At 71.2% G+C, this 17296-nt stretch carries 16 protein-coding genes; 5 read left to right on the top strand and 11 right to left on the bottom strand.

Annotated elements, in window-relative coordinates; genetic code table 11:
- Positions 1–47 precede the first annotated feature (47 nt).
- A complete protein-coding gene (locus tag AB0N27_RS05555; protein ID WP_364363584.1) occupies positions 48–1940 on the top strand; it encodes an ABC transporter ATP-binding protein in 1893 nt (630 codons plus the stop codon).
- Between the two features lie 85 nt (positions 1941–2025).
- On the opposite strand, the gene AB0N27_RS05550 is transcribed toward AB0N27_RS05555, so the two are convergent.
- From AB0N27_RS05550 to AB0N27_RS05535, 4 genes are all read right to left on the bottom strand, one after another.
- The gene (locus AB0N27_RS05550; RefSeq protein ID WP_364363581.1) at positions 2026–2562 is read right to left on the bottom strand and encodes a PepSY domain-containing protein; all 537 of its coding nucleotides are present in this window, start codon (positions 2560–2562) and stop codon (positions 2026–2028) included.
- Between the two features lie 107 nt (positions 2563–2669).
- Positions 2670–3224 (bottom strand): DUF5872 domain-containing protein, encoded by a 555-nt coding sequence (locus AB0N27_RS05545; RefSeq protein WP_364363579.1) that lies wholly within the window; start codon positions 3222–3224, stop codon positions 2670–2672.
- A gap of 28 nt (positions 3225–3252) precedes the next feature.
- Entirely contained in the window at positions 3253–4542 is a 1290-nt protein-coding gene (locus tag AB0N27_RS05540) for a HAMP domain-containing sensor histidine kinase (protein WP_364363575.1), read from the bottom strand.
- Positions 4539–5234, bottom strand: a complete 696-nt coding sequence (locus AB0N27_RS05535; protein WP_364363572.1) for a response regulator transcription factor — start codon at positions 5232–5234, stop codon at positions 4539–4541. Before AB0N27_RS05535 ends, AB0N27_RS05540 begins: the two co-directional genes overlap by 4 nt.
- A 102-nt stretch (positions 5235–5336) precedes the next feature.
- Here AB0N27_RS05535 and AB0N27_RS05530 point away from each other — a divergent pair, with 102 nt between their 5' ends.
- Positions 5337–5801, top strand: a complete 465-nt coding sequence (locus AB0N27_RS05530) for a septum formation initiator (protein WP_364363569.1) — start codon at positions 5337–5339, stop codon at positions 5799–5801.
- Between the two features lie 130 nt (positions 5802–5931).
- Here AB0N27_RS05530 and AB0N27_RS05525 read toward each other — a convergent pair whose 3' ends face one another.
- The 4 genes from AB0N27_RS05525 to AB0N27_RS05510 all read right to left on the bottom strand — a co-directional run bounded on the left by AB0N27_RS05525 (position 5932) and on the right by AB0N27_RS05510 (position 10374).
- A complete protein-coding gene (locus AB0N27_RS05525; RefSeq protein WP_364363566.1) occupies positions 5932–6303 on the bottom strand; it encodes a hypothetical protein in 372 nt (123 codons plus the stop codon).
- Entirely contained in the window at positions 6287–7702 is a 1416-nt protein-coding gene (locus tag AB0N27_RS05520) for an SIR2 family protein (RefSeq protein ID WP_364363563.1), read from the bottom strand. Before AB0N27_RS05520 ends, AB0N27_RS05525 begins: the two co-directional genes overlap by 17 nt.
- 102 nt (positions 7703–7804) lie before the next feature.
- On the bottom strand, positions 7805–9640 hold the full coding sequence (locus AB0N27_RS05515) for a hypothetical protein (RefSeq protein WP_364363560.1): 1836 nt from the start codon (positions 9638–9640) through the stop codon (positions 7805–7807).
- Positions 9641–9642: 2 nt separating this feature from the next.
- The gene (locus AB0N27_RS05510; protein WP_364363557.1) at positions 9643–10374 is read right to left on the bottom strand and encodes a hypothetical protein; all 732 of its coding nucleotides are present in this window, start codon (positions 10372–10374) and stop codon (positions 9643–9645) included.
- A gap of 119 nt (positions 10375–10493) precedes the next feature.
- Here AB0N27_RS05510 and AB0N27_RS05505 point away from each other — a divergent pair, with 119 nt between their 5' ends.
- Entirely contained in the window at positions 10494–12032 is a 1539-nt protein-coding gene (locus AB0N27_RS05505; RefSeq protein WP_364363554.1) for a class I SAM-dependent methyltransferase, read from the top strand.
- On the opposite strand, the gene AB0N27_RS05500 is transcribed toward AB0N27_RS05505, so the two are convergent.
- Positions 12016–13458 (bottom strand): FAD-dependent oxidoreductase, encoded by a 1443-nt coding sequence (locus AB0N27_RS05500; RefSeq protein ID WP_364363551.1) that lies wholly within the window; start codon positions 13456–13458, stop codon positions 12016–12018. The two genes, AB0N27_RS05505 and AB0N27_RS05500, sit on opposite strands and share 17 nt — an antisense overlap.
- Before the next feature lie 103 nt (positions 13459–13561).
- Positions 13562–14083, bottom strand: coding sequence for an RNA polymerase sigma factor (locus AB0N27_RS05495; RefSeq protein ID WP_364363548.1), 522 nt, complete (start codon positions 14081–14083; stop codon positions 13562–13564).
- Positions 14084–14162: 79 nt separating this feature from the next.
- On the opposite strand from AB0N27_RS05495, the gene AB0N27_RS05490 reads away from it, so the two are divergent.
- Positions 14163–15527: a serine/threonine-protein kinase gene (locus AB0N27_RS05490; protein WP_364363545.1), complete on the top strand. Its 1365-nt coding sequence runs from the start codon at positions 14163–14165 to the stop codon at positions 15525–15527.
- Here the strand turns inward: AB0N27_RS05490 and AB0N27_RS05485 are convergent.
- Positions 15524–16267, bottom strand: a complete 744-nt coding sequence (locus tag AB0N27_RS05485) for a hypothetical protein (RefSeq protein ID WP_364363542.1) — start codon at positions 16265–16267, stop codon at positions 15524–15526. The genes AB0N27_RS05490 and AB0N27_RS05485 overlap by 4 nt on opposite strands.
- A 191-nt stretch (positions 16268–16458) precedes the next feature.
- Here AB0N27_RS05485 and AB0N27_RS05480 point away from each other — a divergent pair, with 191 nt between their 5' ends.
- A complete protein-coding gene (locus AB0N27_RS05480) occupies positions 16459–17256 on the top strand; it encodes an SAM-dependent methyltransferase (protein WP_364363539.1) in 798 nt (265 codons plus the stop codon).
- Positions 17257–17296 lie beyond the last annotated feature (40 nt).

Raw genomic sequence — 17296 nt, 5'->3', positions numbered from 1 at the left:
ACCTCAAGCGCGGGTGAGGTCCTAACCTCCGGTATCGGAGGTAAGGCATGAGCATGGAATTTGCCGCGTGGACGTCTCTGCACCACGCGATGAACGCGCAGCAAGAACGACCACTGTCCCGCGTCACACTGAAGCGCATTGTGGAGTTCGCGCGGCCGCACCGGGCCCTGATCGTCAGGTTCCTGCTGCTGAGCGTGGTGACGGCGGTCCTCACGGTGGCGGCGCCCGTCCTCGCCGGACGGGTGGTGGAGGCCATCGTGGACGGCGCCGACAGCGGCGTCGTGATCCGGTTGGCGGTGCTGATCGCGGTGATCGCCCTGGCTGAAGCCGGCCTGGGTATGGTGACGCGGTTCCTGTCCGCCAGCATCGGCGAGGGGCTCATCGTCCAGTTGCGGACGGCCGTCTTCGACCACGTGCAGCGCATGCCAGTGGCGTTCTTCACCCGGACGCGCACCGGTGCGCTGGTCAGCCGCCTCAACAACGACGTGATCGGCGCGCAGCGGGCCTTCAGCGACACCCTGTCGAGCGTGGTCGGCAACGCCGTCACGTTGATGCTGACGTTGGCCGTGATGCTCAGCTTCTCGTGGCAGATCACGGTGCTGGCGCTCGTGCTGCTGCCCATCTTCGTTCTCCCGGCGCGCCGGATGGGTTCGAAGCTCGCCCAGTTGCAGCGGGAGGCGGCCGAGCACAACGCGGCCATGAGCACGCGGATGACGGAACGCTTCTCCGCGCCCGGCGCGACCCTGGTCAAGCTGTACGGGCGGCCGGCCGAGGAGTCGGCCGAGTTCGCGGCGCGGGCGCGTCGGGTGCGGGACATCGGCATCCGCACCGCCATGCTCCAGTGGGTCTTCATCACCGCGCTCACCGTCGTCGGCTCGCTGGCGTTGGCCTTGGTCTACGGGCTTGGCGGTCTCTACGCCCTGGGGGGCAGCCTCGACGCCGGGACGGTGGTCGCCCTGGCGCTGCTGCTGTCGCGCCTCTACGCGCCGTTGACCTCGCTGGCCAGCGCCCGGGTGGAGGTGATGAGCGCGCTGGTGAGCTTCGAGAGGGTGTTCGAGATCCTCGACATCAAGCCGCTGATCCTTGACCGGCCCGACGCCCGGCCGCTTCCCGACGGGCCGGTCGCTGTGGAGTTCGACGACGTTCGGTTCGGCTACCCGTCAGCTGACAAGGTGTCGCTCGCGTCTCTCGAAGACGTGGCGAAGCTCGACGCCCGAGGCGGCGAGGAAGTGCTGCACGGTGTGTCGTTCCGCGCCGAGGCGGGGCAGATGGTCGCCCTCGTCGGTTCCTCCGGGGCGGGCAAGTCGACGATCGCGCAGCTCGTCCCCCGCCTGTACGACGTCGAGGACGGTGCGGTGCGGCTCGCCGACGTCGACGTACGCGACCTGTCGGCCGAGTCGATCCGGACGGCGCTGGGTGTGGTCACTCAGGACGGGCATCTCTTCCACGAGAGCATCCGGGCCAATCTGGCGTTCGCTCGGCCGGACGCGACCGAGGACGAGATGTGGGAGGTCCTGCGGCGGGCCCGCCTCGACGACCTGATCCGCACACTTCCCGATGGGCTGGACACAGTCGTCGGTGAACGCGGGTACCGGTTGTCGGGCGGGGAACGGCAACGGCTCACCATCGCGCGACTGCTGCTGGCCCGCCCGCGCGTGGTCATCCTCGACGAGGCCACGGCGCATCTCGACTCCACCTCCGAGGCAGCGGTTCAGGAGGCTCTCGCCGAAGCCCTGACCGGCCGTACGAGCGTGGTCATCGCACACCGACTCTCCACCATCCGGGCGGCCGACCAGATCCTCGTCGTCGAGGACGGACGCATCGTCGAGCGTGGGCGACACGGCGACCTGCTCGCCGCCGGCGGTCGGTACCAGGAGTTGTACCGCACCCAGTTCGACCAGGACCAGCCGACGGTCAAGGAGCAACGGGTCGCCATCTGAAGCCGGCGCACCGGGCGCGCCCGCTGCCGGACCAGAGCCGCCGCCCGTCGCGGGGATCCCCGTGACGGGCGGCGGCGCCGGACGGTCAGTCGTCGTCGTTGTCGTCGTCGTCCTTGTCGTCGTCGTTGTCGTCGTTGTCGTCGTTGTCGTCGGCGTCATCGTCGTCGTCGACCGGCTCCTGCTCGGCCTTGACCACCGAGCCGTTGTCCCGGTCGACGTCCACCTCGTGCTCGGTGTCGCCAGCGACGATCTCGACGCTCCACACCTGTCGACCGTTCTCCTGCTCGGACTCGATCTCGACGATCTGACCGCCGCCGGCCTTGGCGAGCGCGATCTCGCCGGCACGCTTCTCGTCGACGGCGCCGCCCGCCGGCGAGGTGCTGGCCGACGACGTTCCGGCCGACGACGTACCCGACGGGGTGCCCGCCGAGGGCGTGCCGCTGGCCGACGGCGAACCGCTGGCCCCGGGCGCGTCCGTGGCCGTCGGCGCGACGGTCGCCGCGGCCAGTGCCGTGCCGCCGGTCCGCGAGCCGTTCGCGGCGTTGACGCCGAGCGCGACCCCGGCCACCGCAAGCACCGCCGAACCGCCGACCGTCGCCAGAAGCAGATTGGTGCGCTTCATGGGGGGTGTCCACCTTTCCTCGGTTGTCGACTCCGAGGATCGGTCAAATCGGGATAGCAGCGCGCTGTCGGGACGCTAAGGCCGGGTTAAGGCGGTCGACGGGCACGTCAGCCGCGCCTGTTGAGTTCCGCTTCGAGCCGCTGGACGAGCGTCTTGCGGTCCTTGCTGGCGCGCTCGTTGCGCAGCGCGGTCCTGAGCTGCCGGGTATCGAGCCCACGGACCAGCTTGGCGGCCTCGGCCACCGACATCTCCGACATGCGGCCGGCCGTGGTGGCGTCCCGGCGTGCTCGCTTGGCGGGCCCGGTGTTGGCGACGTACTGCCTGCCCGTCCGGGAGGCTTCGCGCTTCTTGGTGTCGGTGGCGCGTTTCTGGCTCTCCGACATCTCGTCCCAGGCCTTCTTGGGCAGGTAACGGCTCGTCGTACCGTCCTTGCGGGCCCGGGTGTCGCCCTCCTTGGTCTGCCACTTCTCGTTGCCCCAGCGCTGGAGTGCCTTCTGCCGCTCGTCCTTTTCGCCGAGAAATCCCCCGCCGCGCCTCTTGTACTCCTGAGTGACCAGCTGTGACTTGCGCGCCGACCACTGCCCCGGCCTGCCGCCCTTGTCGGAAGCCTTGATCTCTTCCTTGATCTGCTCTCTGAGCTCGGGTTTCGTATACCGCGCCATAGGGGCCAGCTACCCGGCACCGCAGCGCCTATGCCTGCGGGCGCGACGTCGGGGGGCCGAGCCGAAGCAACACCTGCGCCCCACCCCGCGGGCCGGTCCGCACCTCCAGGCGACCACCGCCGGCCTGCGCGGCACGCCTGGCGATGTCCAGGCCGAGACCCGTGGACCCGGCCGCGCTCGCGCCCCGCCGGACCGCGCCGTCCGGCATTCCGGGCCCCTCGTCGGCGATGGTGAGGACCACCTCCCCCGCCTCCCGGGCGAGCCGGACCGCGAACGGCGTCCCGTCGGGGGTGTGCGCGAAGACGTTGCCCAGCAGGGCGTCGACGGCCGCGGTCAGGTCGTCGGCCGGTACGCCGACGGGGAGCGGCCCGGCGGCCAGGTCGAGCGTGACGGCCCGGCCGGTGTCCTCGGCCAGCACCGACCAGAACGCGACCCGCTCTGCGACGATCGCCGCCGCGTCCGAACCGGCCGGCGCCACCGCCGGTGAGTGACGCCACCGGGCCTGCCTGATCAGTCCGGTGACCGCGCGTTCCAGTCCGTCGGCGGCGGCGGTGATCCGGGCCGCGTCGTCCCTGTCGCGCAGCGACTCCGCCTCCAACCGCAGCGCCGTCAACGGTGTACGCAACCGGTGCGACAGGTCGGCGACCTGCTCGCGTTCCTGCACCAGGAGCACCTGGATACGGCCGGCCAGGTGGTTGAGCGCACCGGCCACCTCGCGCAGCTCGGCCGGGCCGGCGGGTGTGACACGGGCGTCCAGTTCGGCGTTGGCCAACCGGTGCGACACGGCGGACAGGTCGCTGATCGGCCGGACCAGGGTGCGCGCCAGCCGGTCGGCCACCGCCAGCCCGATCAGGACCAGGAGCACACCGAGCAGGGCCAGCACCAGCCACGCCCTGGTCACGCCGGCGGTCAGCTCGTTCCGGGGCACCACGGTACGGATCACGCCGGTGCCGTCCGCCCTGCCCTGCACGGCGATGACCACCTCCCGCCCGGCCGCCGACTCACCGGTGAGGCTCTGCCCGCGCGCGGCCAGGGCCACCGCGGGCGTACGCGGCGCCGGCGCGCCGAGCACCGTGCCGTCGGGCAGGAAGACGCTCACCGGTCGACCGGACTCGGCGGCGAGCTGCTCGACGGTGAGGCGGATGGTGGCCGCGTCGGCGGTGCCGACCACCGGCACCAGGCTCTGCGCGTCGGCGGTGGCCCGGACGGTGGCCCGGTCCTCCGCGACGGTGCGCACGAGCAACGCCAGCGGCACCAGGAACGCGATGAGGGTGAGCACGCTCACGGCGGCGACCAGCAGCGCCAGGCGTGCCCTCACGGCTGCGCCGCCGGCGCTTCGAGGCGTACCCCGACGCCACGGACGGTGTGCAGGTAGCGGGGCTGCTGGGCGTTCTCGCCCAGCTTGCGGCGCAGCCAGGACAGGTGCACGTCGACTGTCTTGTCGGCACCGCCGTACGGGATCTGCCAGACCTCGGTGAGCAGCTCGCGTTTCGTGACCACCTGGCCGGGACGGCCGGCGAGGTGGTGCAGCAGGTCGAACTCGCGGGGCGTCAGCTCGACCGCCACCCCGTCCAGGGTGACCTGCCGGGACCGGGGGTCGACGCGCAGCCCGCCGACGACGAGCGACGGGTCCTGCCCGTCGGTGCCGGAGGGGCCACGCCGCAGCACCGCCCGTACGCGGGCGTCGAGCTGCGCGGCGGTGAACGGCTTGACCACGTAGTCGTCGGCACCGGCGTCGAGCACCCGGACGATCTCGGCGTCGTCGTCGCGGGCGGTGGCCACGATGACCGGCACCGAACTGACCGCGCGCAGCATCCGCAGCAACTCGCGTCCGTCCAGGTCGGGTAGGCCCAGGTCGAGTACGACGAGGTCGGGCCGGTCGTCCAGGGCGTCGCGGAGGCCGGTCATCGCTGTCGAGGCGGCGGCCACCGCGTGCCCGCGTTCGCGCAGCGCCCGGATCAGCGGGGTACGAATCGTCAGGTCGTCCTCGACGAGCAGTAGGCGGGCCACAGGTGGCAGGCTAACCGCTACCGCGGGCGGCGAGGCGCACGTTAACCGTGCCTTAGCGTCCGGATGTGCCGGCGACAACTGTGGATCGGGGATAGTCAGGTGATGGGCCGTCGTTCGATCCTCATGACCGCGGGGTGGGTGGCCACCGCCGCCGTCGCCACCCTGATCGGGCTGGGCGCCATCCGTCTGGTCGGCGAGAGCATCACCGGCACCCCAGGCGGGGTACGAAGCGAGGCGGAGATCGAACGGGCGCTCGCCTCGCCCGAGGCGGCGCCGACCGGGGCCACGGGCGGCGCCTCGCCCGGAACGTCCACCGGGACCGTCGCGCCCAGCACCAGTTCCGGAGTCCGCCGGGTGTTCGCCACCGACGGCGGCACGGCGGTGGCAGAGTGCGGCACCGGCGGCGTACGCCTCGTCTCCTGGGCGCCCGCGCAGGGCTACCGGGTCCGGGACGTCGACCGTGGGCCGGACGACGACGTCGAGGTCACCTTCGCGGGGTCGGCCGGAGAGCACGAGCTGAAGGTGCGCTGCATCGGCTCGGAACCGGTGGCGGTCGCCGACGACTGAGCCCGCCGCGTCAGGCGAACGGCGTTCGACACTGCCGGGGCCGACGGGACCGGCACGGAAGACTCCGTGCCGGTCCCGTCGCCGTGCAGGGTCAGCTGGCGTACGCCTCCAACTCCCCGGAGCGCGACGCCTACAGCGCGGCGAAGTCCGAGTCGGGCGCGAAGCGCGCCGCGTTCTGCCGGTACCGGTTCCGCAGGAACTCCCCCAGGTCGCCGTCGACGAGGTTCGCGATCTGGGCCGAGTGCATGAGCAGGTCCGCGACGGCGGACGCCAGCGACTCACGCAGCTCGCCGACCTCGACCGGCTCGCCACGGTGGTTCGTGTGGTCCGCCGGCTCGACGAGCTTGGCGATCTTTCCGACCGTGACCGACAGGTGGATGTGGACGTGGCGCAACTTCGCGAAGGCGGGGTCCTCGATGTCCCACATCGCGTCGTCGTACGCCCGCTGTGCCTCCTGCATCGCGGCGAGGCCGGCCTCGGCCCGCTCAAGAAGCTGGCTCACCCCTGCCGTGCTTGCCACCCCAGGGAAAGACGAAGTCTCCATCGACTACCTCCTCATAAAAGTCCACTGCGGATGTCTGCCGGGGATCGACCACCAGGGCGGCACGGCGAACCTCGTAGCCGAAGCCCTTGAGCATCTCGGCGATCGCGTGCTGCACCCGCCCGCCCACAACCCGGTCGTCGAAGATGAGGGCGCGTGAGCCCGCCGGGAAGTCCCGGATCACATTGGGAAGGAACACGTCCCACTTGTCGGACTCGTGGTGGAGCCAGCCGCCGTTGGACGCCAGTTTCTCGAACGCCAGATTGTGCCGGCTGCGATCGGGTCGGCGGGGAAACGTCACCGCCGCCAGCAGCGGCGGATCCTCGCTGGAGTGCGCCAGGCAGTACGCCGGAGCGAAGTTTCCCGGACCCGACATCGCCACCACGAAGTCGGGGGCGAAACTCCTCGCGATACGTCGGTGAAGTCGCATCAGTTTGGGGGCCAGCGACTCCCAGGTGAACTCCTTGATACCCGGTGTCGGGACCGCGTTGGCCTCTCGCACGATGTCGGCCAGATACAGCTCCAGATCGTCGTACGCGTCGCCGTAGGCCAGAGCGTTCACACCGAGCGCCCGGAATCGGGACTGCGCGGACGCGAGTTCCCTGTTTCTGACCAGAACAGCGGGTGCGATACCACTCGACCCGAGGGTGGATGTCAGCCACGTCGTGAGGGCTGCGAAATTCGGGTCCTCCAGACCCTGGCCGAAACCGACGAAGACGATCGCCTTGGTGGCCAGCAACGCGCGCAACATCGCCTGCGACTCCGAGTCACCGATGACCCGTGCGTAGCTTTCGTAACCGAAGACGATCGTCTCCGGCTCACGCCAGTGCCCGTGCAGGTGGACGATGAATCGGCCCGGCTGCTTGATCTCGTCCTGGAGATGGGAGATCCGCTGCCAGGTGGCGGCGTCCCGACCGGTGCCCTGTTCCAGAAGGCTGTCGTAGTTCGTCGTCAGGACCGGCGCTCCCGAGTCCTTCAGGACGTCGATGATGCCCCGGCGGACCATCGGCAGGCTGCCTACCGTCTCGGCGAGAAACTTGCCGTAGTGGTTACCGGGAATCTGCTTGAGGTGGCGTTCCACCTCCTGCGCCACACTGATCATCTGGGTGCTGTCGGCAGTGGACGACAGGGCCTTCAGTTTGCTCGACCGCCACCGCCCGGAAAGGGATTGGTCGAGGTCGGCGGATCGGTCGACGCCGGCCCGGATCAGCCCTTTCCACGACGCGCTTTCCGCGCCGTCCGAGGCGAGCAGAGAGACGCCCGCGCCGACGATGAAGATCGCGTCGCCGCGCCTGATTGCTTCCACGATCTCGTTCCGAAGGTAAGGGCTCACCGGAACCTCCGCGTCAACCTTGATCAATTGTGCAAGGCTGCCGTCATAGTAGCGGCGCTGGTCTGGATCTTCGGACGGCGAACAATACCTATCGGTAACTAAGTTGCCCTCGGCGAGACCAACTGTCCGTTATGGCCGGACGCCGTCGAGCCGGTCGATCAGTCGGGTCGCGACGTCGACAAGCGCCTCACCGGCGAACAGGGGCCGTCCGTCGGGCCGACCGGCGACGTAGTCGCGAAGGGCCTCGGCGACCAGGGCGCGGGCTCCGGAAAGGTCACCGTCGGCGGCGGCCAGCACGGCGAGGGTGACCGCACAACCGGCGGCGCCGGGCAGGTCGTCGGCGGCCCGGTAGGTGGCGCGTAGCGCGCGCATGTCGTCGCGAACGTCCACCGGGCCGGGTCGGGCCCCTAGCAGGGCGGCCAGCGCCCGCAGCAGCCCCCGATGCTGCCGGACCAGCGCGAGGCGGTTGCCGTTACGGGCCAGGCGCGCCGCCTGTCCACCCAGGACCGCGGCGCCCCGGCAGAGGATGGCGACGACAGGCCAGGTCGGCCGTGGCGCGACAAGCACCAGTCGTTCCAGCAGGCGCAGTGATGTCTGCTGCAGCGCCCGGTACGCGTCGCCTGCCTCCTCCGGCTGACGGCGACCGTTGCGGGTGACGACGATGACGTGCGCCGGCCTCGCGTACGCCTCGACCAGGTCCGACACGATCCGTACGCCTCTGGCGTCGCGCGCCGCCCGACCCCGCGCGATGTCGCCCAGCCGCAGTAGGCAGTGCAGCCGGGTCGCCGCGTCCGCCGCGCCGGCCGCCACAGCGCGGAACATCCGGCCGGCTCGGACCCGGTCGTCGCCGCGGGCCCGGTTGTAGAGGATCTCCGCGTGCCGCAGCCGCGCGCCCGGCGCGTCCTCGGGCAGGGCGCTGAGCATCGCCTCGGCGGCGTCCAGGTCGCCGATGTCGGCGATCAGCCACGCCCAGGACTGCGCGACCAGCTCGTCCGGATGCGCCGCTCGCAGTCCCCGCCTCCACCTCTCGAAGCGCACCTGGTAGCCGTCGCCCGGGAGGCGTACCGACGGCCAGGCCGGCGGCGGAACCCCGCCGAGGAGCCCTCGCAGCGCGGTGACCGCCAGTCCGTCAGGCGCCCCCTGCACCAGGTCGATACCGTGCCGGCGCGCGTCCGCCGGGACTGTCGAGGCGGCGGGCAGGCTCAGGCAGCACCAGGTGGTGGGCGTGCGCGCGCCCGCCGCCAGCAGCGGGCCGTACACGTCCGGGTCGCCGCCGGAGTACCCGGTGATGAGGAGACGATCGGCGTCGCCGAGACCTTCGACCGCCGCCGCCCGTTCGGCGGTGAGCTGGGCGAGTTCCTCGATGTCCACCACCACCACGTCGGCGAGCGTGCTCTGCCGCCGGTCCAGGCCGCCGTGAACCTTCAGCAGCGCGGGAGGTCGACCGGCGCGCAGCCAGTCGGCGAACTCCTCGTGGCTGGAGACCGCGAGCAGCGCCGGCGGATCGGGCGGCGCGAGCGCCCGCCAGGCCGGGAGAGCGGCGTGATAGTCGTGCGGCGCGTCGGCGGGCAGGTCCGCGCGGCCGCAGATCAGGTCGTACGCCAGCTCGATCCCCACGTCGAAGTTGACGGTGACGTGGGTGCCACCATGCAACAGGTGCAGCGCCGCCAGCAGGTGCGCCTCGTTGGGTACGCTCACCCGCAGCGCGAAGACGCAGTTCAGCGCGTCCGGCCCGACGGTGCCCCAGAGCCGGCCGAGGACCACCTCGAGTTTGTACGACTCCGCGCGCACGGCCTCGAGCTGCACGTCGGTGACCAGGCCGGCCAGCCGACGGCGGGCCGCCTGGTGCATCGTCGCCAGCACGTCGTCGCGCAGGCCGAACCCGCGGGGCAGGGCGGCTGGCTCGTCACCGCTGATGCCCGCCCCGGTGAATACGGCGGCCGGCGCGACGCGGGGCCCAGCCACAGTCACGACCCGTCGGTTTCGAGGGTCGAGCGCCAGATCTCCTCGAACTGGTCGAGCCAGTACGTGTACCACTGGCCGTCGTCGCGGGTGAGGTGGATGTGCATGCGGGAGCGGATGGCGTCGTTGCGGAAGCCGTGGAACTCGACGTTCGCGTACCCGCCGGCGGCGTGGGGATTCACCGCGACCAGGCTGAACCCGGGGTTGAATCCGATCTCGCCCCAGGCGAAGGTGCCCTGCACCGTCCACTGCCGCATCGACGCGAGCCGCGCCCTGGTCTCGCGCAGCGAGTCGGCGGCCCGCTGCACCGGGAAGTCGAGCAGCGCGTCGAGCTGCTCCGAAATCGGGTCGCCCGCGTCGAATTCCTGCAACACCACGATCCGGACCGTGCCGTCGGCCCGCGCGAGCGGGCCCCGGCGCAGCACGTCGCAGCGCTCCTCGGTGAGGAAGTTCGAACCGACCGGGGCGAAGATCCACACATCCCGGGCCGTGCGGAGGTCCTCGGTGATCGGGTTCCTGTCGTAGTCACTGCGGTCCAGGAACCGGTCCTCCCGGTGGTTGGCGAACGCCAGCCGCAGCAGCAGGAATCCCAACGCGGCGAAGAGCAGCGACCACCGGACGCTGTCCGGCAGATCCGCGCCGACCAGCAGCAACGCCGCGAAGACGAACGCGACGACTGTGGTGGCGTACAGGTCGATGAACCGACGGTGCCGCAGGTCCGCGAGGATGTGCCTCATTCGCCGCCGCACTCCGCCATGATGCCGTGGGCGAGGTCCCGCGGTGCTCCCCCGTTCAGGCGACGCGCGGTACCGACTCGCTATGCTCGTGCGTCCCACTCGGCTCCGCATCACATGGGGTGATCACGATCGGCCTGCCGCCACGGTTCGTGCTCTTCCCGGGCCGTCACCATCTGCTGACCCGTTTCCAGGCGGACTACCTCGGTCGACTCGCCCGCTCCGGCGACACCACGATCGTCTGGGCGGTGACCTCCGCCAACCACGACAACACCAGGCGCAACCCGGTTCCGTACCACCGTCGCGAGGCAGCGATCGAGCGGTTCAGCGCGCTGACCGGGCTGCGTTCGCTGGTCGTGCCGGTCTTCGACACCGCGCCCACCGACGCCTTCGCCGAGGTGACCCTCAAGACCATCGCCGTCGCCACGGGCCTCGACCTCACCCCCGCCGACACCGTCGTGGCCTGCTCCACGCCCGCCGTCGCGAAGCTCTACGAGCGGATCGGCTTCCCGATCGCACAGGTCGAGGCCGACCCTGAGCTGGACGCCGTCCCCGAACGCCCCTGGGACGTGCTGCTCCGCCTGGCCTCGGGTGACCCGGCCTGGCGCACACTGGCCCACCCGGCGACGATCGACGTCTTCGAGCGCTACCGCCTGGTCGAGCAGGTCCGGTCGGTGGTCAACGATCCGCTCGTCGGTGACGAGGGCGGTCTCACCGCCACCCGGGACTACCGGACGTACGTCGACGCCTTCACCGAGGCCGCCGAGCGCAAATGGACGGCCGTGCGCCGGCACGTGCAGCCCGGGCGCATCGTCGACATCGGCTGTGGCGCCGGTTCCGTGCTGGAGCTGGCCGACCGGGAGGCCGCGCTGCACGAGAGTGACCTGATCGGCGTCGAGGTCGCCCGGCACCTCTACCAGGAGTGCGTGCACAAGAAGGCGCAGGGCGTCTTCCGCAACGCCAACGTGTACTTCTACCAGCGCAACGTCCTCGGCGGCGCGATCTTCGCCGACCGTTCCGTGGACACCACGCTCACCTTCGCCCTGACCCACGAGATCTGGTCGTACGGGCGTCAGCGTGAGTCGCTGTTGCAGTTCGCCCGCCGCATCCACGACCACACCGTGCCGGGCGGAGTCTGGATCAACAGCGACGTGTGCGGACCGGCCGACCGGCGACGCCAGGTGGTCCTGCGCCTGGCCACCGAGGACGGCACCAACCCCCCGGCCCCGCGGCACGACCTCGCCGAACTCTCCGAAGGCGAGGTCAGGCGGTACGTCGGCGGCTTGTCGACACGGGCGCGGCTGGACCAGTTCGCCGTCGACTTCGCGTTCCCCTTCGCGTACGAGGTTGTCGACGAGAGCGCCGTCCGGCTCGAACTCGGCTCGGCGATGGACTACCTGACCCGCAAGGACTACGTCGACAACTGGCTGTCCGAGACACGTGAGCAGTTCTGCGGCCTCGGCTTCGACGAGTGGCTGGAGCTGCTGGCCGAGGCCGGATTCGAGGTCGACCCGGCGTCCGCGCCGCTGCGGAACGACTGGGTGATCGACAACCGGATCGCCCCGGTGGCAACGCTTACCGACACCGACGGCCGGCCGCTGGACTGGCCGGACACCCACCTGCTGGGGATCGCCCGGCGGCCCCTCACCGAGGAGCCGTGACGACGGCCGTCGCGGCCGGACGCGGCCGGAACAGGCCGAGCCGCAACGCCCGCAGCAGGGTGCCGGGGCGGCTCAGGGTCGCCGGATGCTCCAGCATGGTGGTGACCCGACCCAGCCGGTCGTTGAGCACCGGATCGGTGAGCGACGTGCGGAACAGCAGGTCACCGAACCATTTGGTGATCCGGTAACCAGGCGGGTACGGCCCGTCGACGTGCGGCAGCTCGATGTCGGCCGACGTGGAGATCTGCCAGGCGGCGTCGACGACCACGCGGACCTGCTCGAAGTACGCCCGCGCCGGCTGCTCGTGCGGTGCCGGGCCGGAGCGCAGGTACGCGGACAGGCAGGAGGCGTGCAGCGTCGCGGAGGTCATGCCCTGGCCGTACACCGGGTTGAACGACGCGACGGCGTCGCCGGCCGCGACCAGCCCGGCCGGCAGCCGGTCGAGCTTGTCGAAGTCACGCCGTCGGCTGTCGGCCTGGTGGTACGTGACCACGCCGCCGAGCATCTCCCCCCGCTCGGCGATGTCGCCGAACATCTGCGGATAGCGCTCGCGGCAGCGGGTGACGAAATCGGCGACGTCGCGGCTGGGCCGGTCCTCGTCGTAGCCGGCCACCAGCATGATCCAACGGTCCCCCTCGACTGAGTTGATCCCGCCGATGCGCGCGGTACGGCCCTTGCCGGCCATGGTGTGGTAGACCGCCACCCAGGCGTCGCTGACCGTCTCGTCGCGTCTGAACAGCGCCGTCGCGTAGTTCAGTCTGATCGGCATTCGGCGCATCGGCGGCCGGGGCCAGCCGTTGTCGGCCAGCCAGTCGCTCAGTCGGCTGGACCGCCCCATCGCGTCGACCACCAGGTCGGCTGACTCGACGACCGGCTCGGCGCCGCCCTCGGGCACGTACCGGGCGCCGGTGACGCGTCCGTCGGCGAAGACCAGGCCGTCGGCCCGGCCGTACACCATCGTGATGTTGTCGACGGCGAGGGTCCGCCGGCGGACCAGCGCCTCCAGGAACGGCCGCGTAGTGATCAGCGCAGGTCCGGCGCCGGACGGCGCCGGCGGCAGGCCCAGCTCGCCGTTCACGAAGATCTTCGCCCGGGCGCCGCCGTCGCTCGGCGGCTGCGGCGCGCCGAGCGCGAGCGCCTCCTCGGCGAAGCCGGGAAACCAGCGCTCCAACTGCACCTGGCCGGCGGGCAGCAGGGCGTGCACCTGGCTGCCCTGCGGAACGCCGGGCCGTGGGCCGCCGTCGGCATCGGACGGGTCACGCTCGACGATCAGCACCTCCTCGGCGTGGTCGCTCAACACCCGCGCGGCCATCAGGCCGGCGATGCTGCCTCCGAGCACCACCGCACGCCGCATCACCACGCTCGTCCGCGCCGGTCGTTCGGCGGTCGTCAGCTGCGAGAACACCCGGGACGGGGAGAGCGGCATGCGGTCACTCCTGAATGGGGCGGAGAGCAGGCACCCGACCGTAGCCAGTTCCGCGCCAGTAGTCACCGCCCGAGCCGCTGACGATCGGCATGACCGGCGACGCTCACCCGCCCTGCAACGTCGTGCGGACGTGTCTGCGGGCGTGATGGATGCGGGATTTCAACGTGCCGACCGGGATGCCGAGCTCTGCGGCGATCTCCTGGTAGTCCAGTTGGCACACGTCACGAAGCACCAGTGCCGTCACCAACTCCGGTCGGTGGGCCTCCAACCGCTCCAGGGCGTCGAGCAGATCGAGGCGCGATCCGGCGATGACACTCGTCGTACGGGGGTCGGCCACCGCGACGGGCAACAGCGCGCTCGGCCGCTCGGCTGCTCGGCGCCGCAGCGACCGGTAGGTCTGGCGGGCGCAGTTGGCCACCACCGTGTGCAGCCAGGTCGAGAACAGCGACCGCCCCTCGAACCGGCCGATGTGGCGGGCCACCTGCATCAACGCGTCCTGGGCCGCATCCTCGGCGTCCTGCCGGCAGGGCAGGAACCGCGCACACTGGTCGAGCACCTGCGGCCCGATCACGGCCAGTAGCTCGTCGAGTGCCGCGCCGTCGCCGGCCGCCGCCCTTGCTGCCATGTCCTCGATGCCATACCCGTCCGCCACCCGCGCCCCCGCTCGTGCGTCACCGGCGTACCGGTCATCGGATAATACGGTCGTGTCCATCCCGTCACAGGTCGGCCGGTATCGCGTCGTAGGCTCCGTCGGCTCCGGAGCGTTCGCCACCGTGTGGCTGGCGTACGACGACGAGTTGCAGTCCCCCGTTGCCGTGAAGGTGCTGGCCGACAACTGGTCGCAGCGTGCCGACATCCGGGCGCGCTTCCGCCAGGAGGCCCGGTTCATGCGACAGGCCGATTCCGATCACCTGGTCCGTGTGCTGGACGTCGGCGAGCTGCCCGACGGCCGGCCGTACCTGGTGATGACGTACGCCGGCGGCGGCACTCTCGCCGACCGGCTGACCGGCGGCCCGCTGCCGGTGTACGAGGCGCTGCGCATCGCCGTGGACATCGCCAGGGCGGTCGCCGTCCTGCACGACACCGGAGTGCTGCACCGCGACCTCAAGCCCTCCAACGTCCTCTTCGATACCGCTGCCGCCGGCGGCCGGGTGCTGGTCGCCGATCTGGGCCTGGCCAAGACACTCGCGCATGCCTCCGGGTTCACGATGGTCGCGGGCACACCCGGTTACATGGCGCCCGAGCAGCTCGTCCCAGGCGGAGGGCTGGACGCCCGGGCCGACGTGTACGCGATCGGCGCCCTGACCCATCACATGGTGACAGGTCTGCCGCCGGGGCAGACTGCGGTGACGGCGCGACGCGCACCGGCCGCCGTCGAACGGGTCGTACGTCGGGCGCTGCACCGCGATCCGGACCGCCGCTGGCCGACCGCGACCGCGTACGCCTCCGCGCTTGAGGAGCTGCTCGCGGCTCAGCGGGTCCCGGCCCGGCCACTGCTGCGGCGTACCCGCCGGCTCGTCGCCGCCGTCGGCATCGTCGCCGCGACGCTGCTCGCGGCAGGGTCGTCCGCCGTTCCCCCGGCGCCACCGGGCTGGATGCGGGTGAGCGACGTGACAGGCGCCGTCTCCGTCGCCGTTCCCGACGACTGGGCCAGGCAACTGCGCGATGCCGGCTGGAACCCGGCCGTGGTCGGCCTGCCCGGTGGACGCGAACCCGGCCTGCTCGTCGGGCCTGACCTCAGGGTCTGGCCCGACGTGGACAGCCAGACGTCCGGAGTTTTCGCCGGGGTGAGCCGGTCCCTCACCGACGCGGACCGGCCGACGCTGCCCGACCACAGCGGTTGCATCCGTCAGGCCGACCGCGAGATCACCATCGGCACCCTCAGCGGCAGCGTCAGGCGGTGGACGCGGTGCGGTGACACCGCCACCTCCTTCAGCGAGGTCACCCTTGTCGCGGCCGAGGGCTCCTTCGGGGTCTACGTCCAGGTCAAACAGATCGGGGAGACGGATCGCACCGACGAGGTCCTCAGTACGTTGCGCGTGGACCGTTCCGAGGCCGCACAAAGCTAGTACCGCTCCCAGTTCCCGCTGCCGTCGGCCTTGCGCCACCGACGGGTCTCGGTGCTCCCGTCCAGCGTGCGGACTGTCGCTTCCACGCTCTGCCCCACCACCCGGTACGAGAGGAACGTCATGGCCTGGGCGCCGGTCGAACTGGACCTGTCCCCCTTGATGATCGGCCACGCGTACCGACCCCGCCCGTCGTCTGAGAGTTGGACCGGCACGAGGGCCTGCTGCCGTGCGGCGTCGGGACTGCCCAGTTCGATGAGCACGAGTGCGTCCTCCGTCGACGGCGCGTTGGCCGGCTCCTCGGCCACGAACTCGGCGTACACCGGCTGCGCACCGCCGGGCAGCATCGTGCACGGTATGTCGTAGCCGTTCGACCCGTCTCGGAAGGTCACAGTCTCGCCCGGCGCCCCGCAGAAGCCCAGGTTGCTGATCACGGCGTTGCGCCAGTCGGTCTCGCGGATGTCGCTCGCCTGGACACCCGCGCGGGGGGTGCCGGGGGTAGGAGCACCCGGGGTGGCGCTGCGGGCTACCGGCGTGCCCGTCCTGGAACCATCGGTTGTCGAAGCACTCGGCTCGGTGGCACCGGGCACCGGCGCACTCGACGCCGAGGGTTGCGACAGGGTGGCGGTGCCGCGTGGCGAGCCCGCTGGCGCCGCGTCGCCGCCGAGACGATCGATCGGCGACGAGCACCCGGCGAGGATTGTCAGGCCGGACAGCACACCGGCGAGCAGTCTTGCGCGCATGGGCGTTCCCTTCCTCTGGTGGATCTGTCAGAGAGTTGGATGGCCCAGATCGGGTGCCGGTTCACGCCGCTTCTCGCCCGCGGTCGGTTCCCGCCAACTCGTCTTCGACACGGACGTCGACAGTGGACGACGGGGGGTACGATCCCGGTCTGTTGTAGGTCCCTTCGTCGACCCCTCGATAGGAGCCTGGCATGGCCGGCCCGGATGCCGAACTCGCCGCGAAGCTTCAGCCCGACGTGCCGCACGCGGCGCGGATCTGGAACTACTGGATGGGCGGCAAGGACAACTTCCAGTCCGACCGGGCGGCCGGCGACGCCGTGGCCGAGGTCTACCCCGAGATCGTCCTCATGGCGCAGCAGTCCCGCGTGTTCCTCGTGCGGGCGGTGCGCTACCTGGCCGCCGAGGCCGGCATCCGGCAGTTCCTGGACATCGGCACCGGCCTGCCCACCATGCAGAACACGCACGCCGTGGCCCAGGGCATCACTCCCGACGCGCGGATCGTCTACGTCGACAACGACCCGATGGTCCTCGTGCACGCCCGGGCGCTGCTGTCCAGCGCGACGTCCGAGGGTGTCACCACCTACGTACCCGCCGACTACCACGACCCGGAGAAGATCCTCGCCGAGGCGGCGCGGACTCTCGACTTCGACGAGCCGATCGCCGTGATGTACATGGGCGTGATGGGTTACGAGCCGGATCTGGACGTGGTGCGCTCGATCGTCGGGCGGACGATGGACGCGATGCCGTCGGGCAGTCACCTGGTGCTGTGGGACGGCACCAACACCAGCCCGTCGGTGGTCTCCGGGGCCGAACGGCTGGCGCAGGCCGGCGGTGTGCCGTACATCCTGCGCAGCCCGCAGGACCTCGCGAGCTGCTTCTCGGGGTTGACGATGGTCGAGCCCGGCCTGGTGCCGATCCCGCTGTGGCGCCCCGAGGCGGCCGACGCGGAGGGTATCGACGCGTACGGCGCGGTGGCCCGCAAGCCCTGACCGATGTGCCGCCGCCCCGCTCTCGCCACGACGGCGGAAG

It is taken from the genome of Micromonospora sp. NPDC093244, from assembly GCF_040683695.1.
In the GTDB taxonomy this organism is placed as follows: domain Bacteria; phylum Actinomycetota; class Actinomycetes; order Mycobacteriales; family Micromonosporaceae; genus Micromonospora.
This window is presented reverse-complemented; position numbering and strand designations above follow the sequence as displayed.

What these genes read in the sequence shown, in the direction of transcription:
- AB0N27_RS05555 (WP_364363584.1), top strand. Translation starts at nt 48, where the DNA reads ATGAGCATGGAATTTGCCGCGTGGACGTCTCTGCACCACGCGATGAAC.
- AB0N27_RS05550 (WP_364363581.1), bottom strand. Translation starts at nt 2,562, where the DNA reads ATGAAGCGCACCAATCTGCTTCTGGCGACGGTCGGCGGTTCGGCGGTG.
- AB0N27_RS05545 (WP_364363579.1), bottom strand. Translation starts at nt 3,224, where the DNA reads ATGGCGCGGTATACGAAACCCGAGCTCAGAGAGCAGATCAAGGAAGAG.
- AB0N27_RS05530 (WP_364363569.1), top strand. Translation starts at nt 5,337, where the DNA reads ATGGGCCGTCGTTCGATCCTCATGACCGCGGGGTGGGTGGCCACCGCC.
- AB0N27_RS05510 (WP_364363557.1), bottom strand. Translation starts at nt 10,374, where the DNA reads ATGAGGCACATCCTCGCGGACCTGCGGCACCGTCGGTTCATCGACCTG.
- AB0N27_RS05500 (WP_364363551.1), bottom strand. Translation starts at nt 13,458, where the DNA reads ATGCCGCTCTCCCCGTCCCGGGTGTTCTCGCAGCTGACGACCGCCGAA.
- AB0N27_RS05495 (WP_364363548.1), bottom strand. Translation starts at nt 14,083, where the DNA reads ATGGCAGCAAGGGCGGCGGCCGGCGACGGCGCGGCACTCGACGAGCTA.
- AB0N27_RS05485 (WP_364363542.1), bottom strand. Translation starts at nt 16,267, where the DNA reads ATGCGCGCAAGACTGCTCGCCGGTGTGCTGTCCGGCCTGACAATCCTC.
- AB0N27_RS05480 (WP_364363539.1), top strand. Translation starts at nt 16,459, where the DNA reads ATGGCCGGCCCGGATGCCGAACTCGCCGCGAAGCTTCAGCCCGACGTG.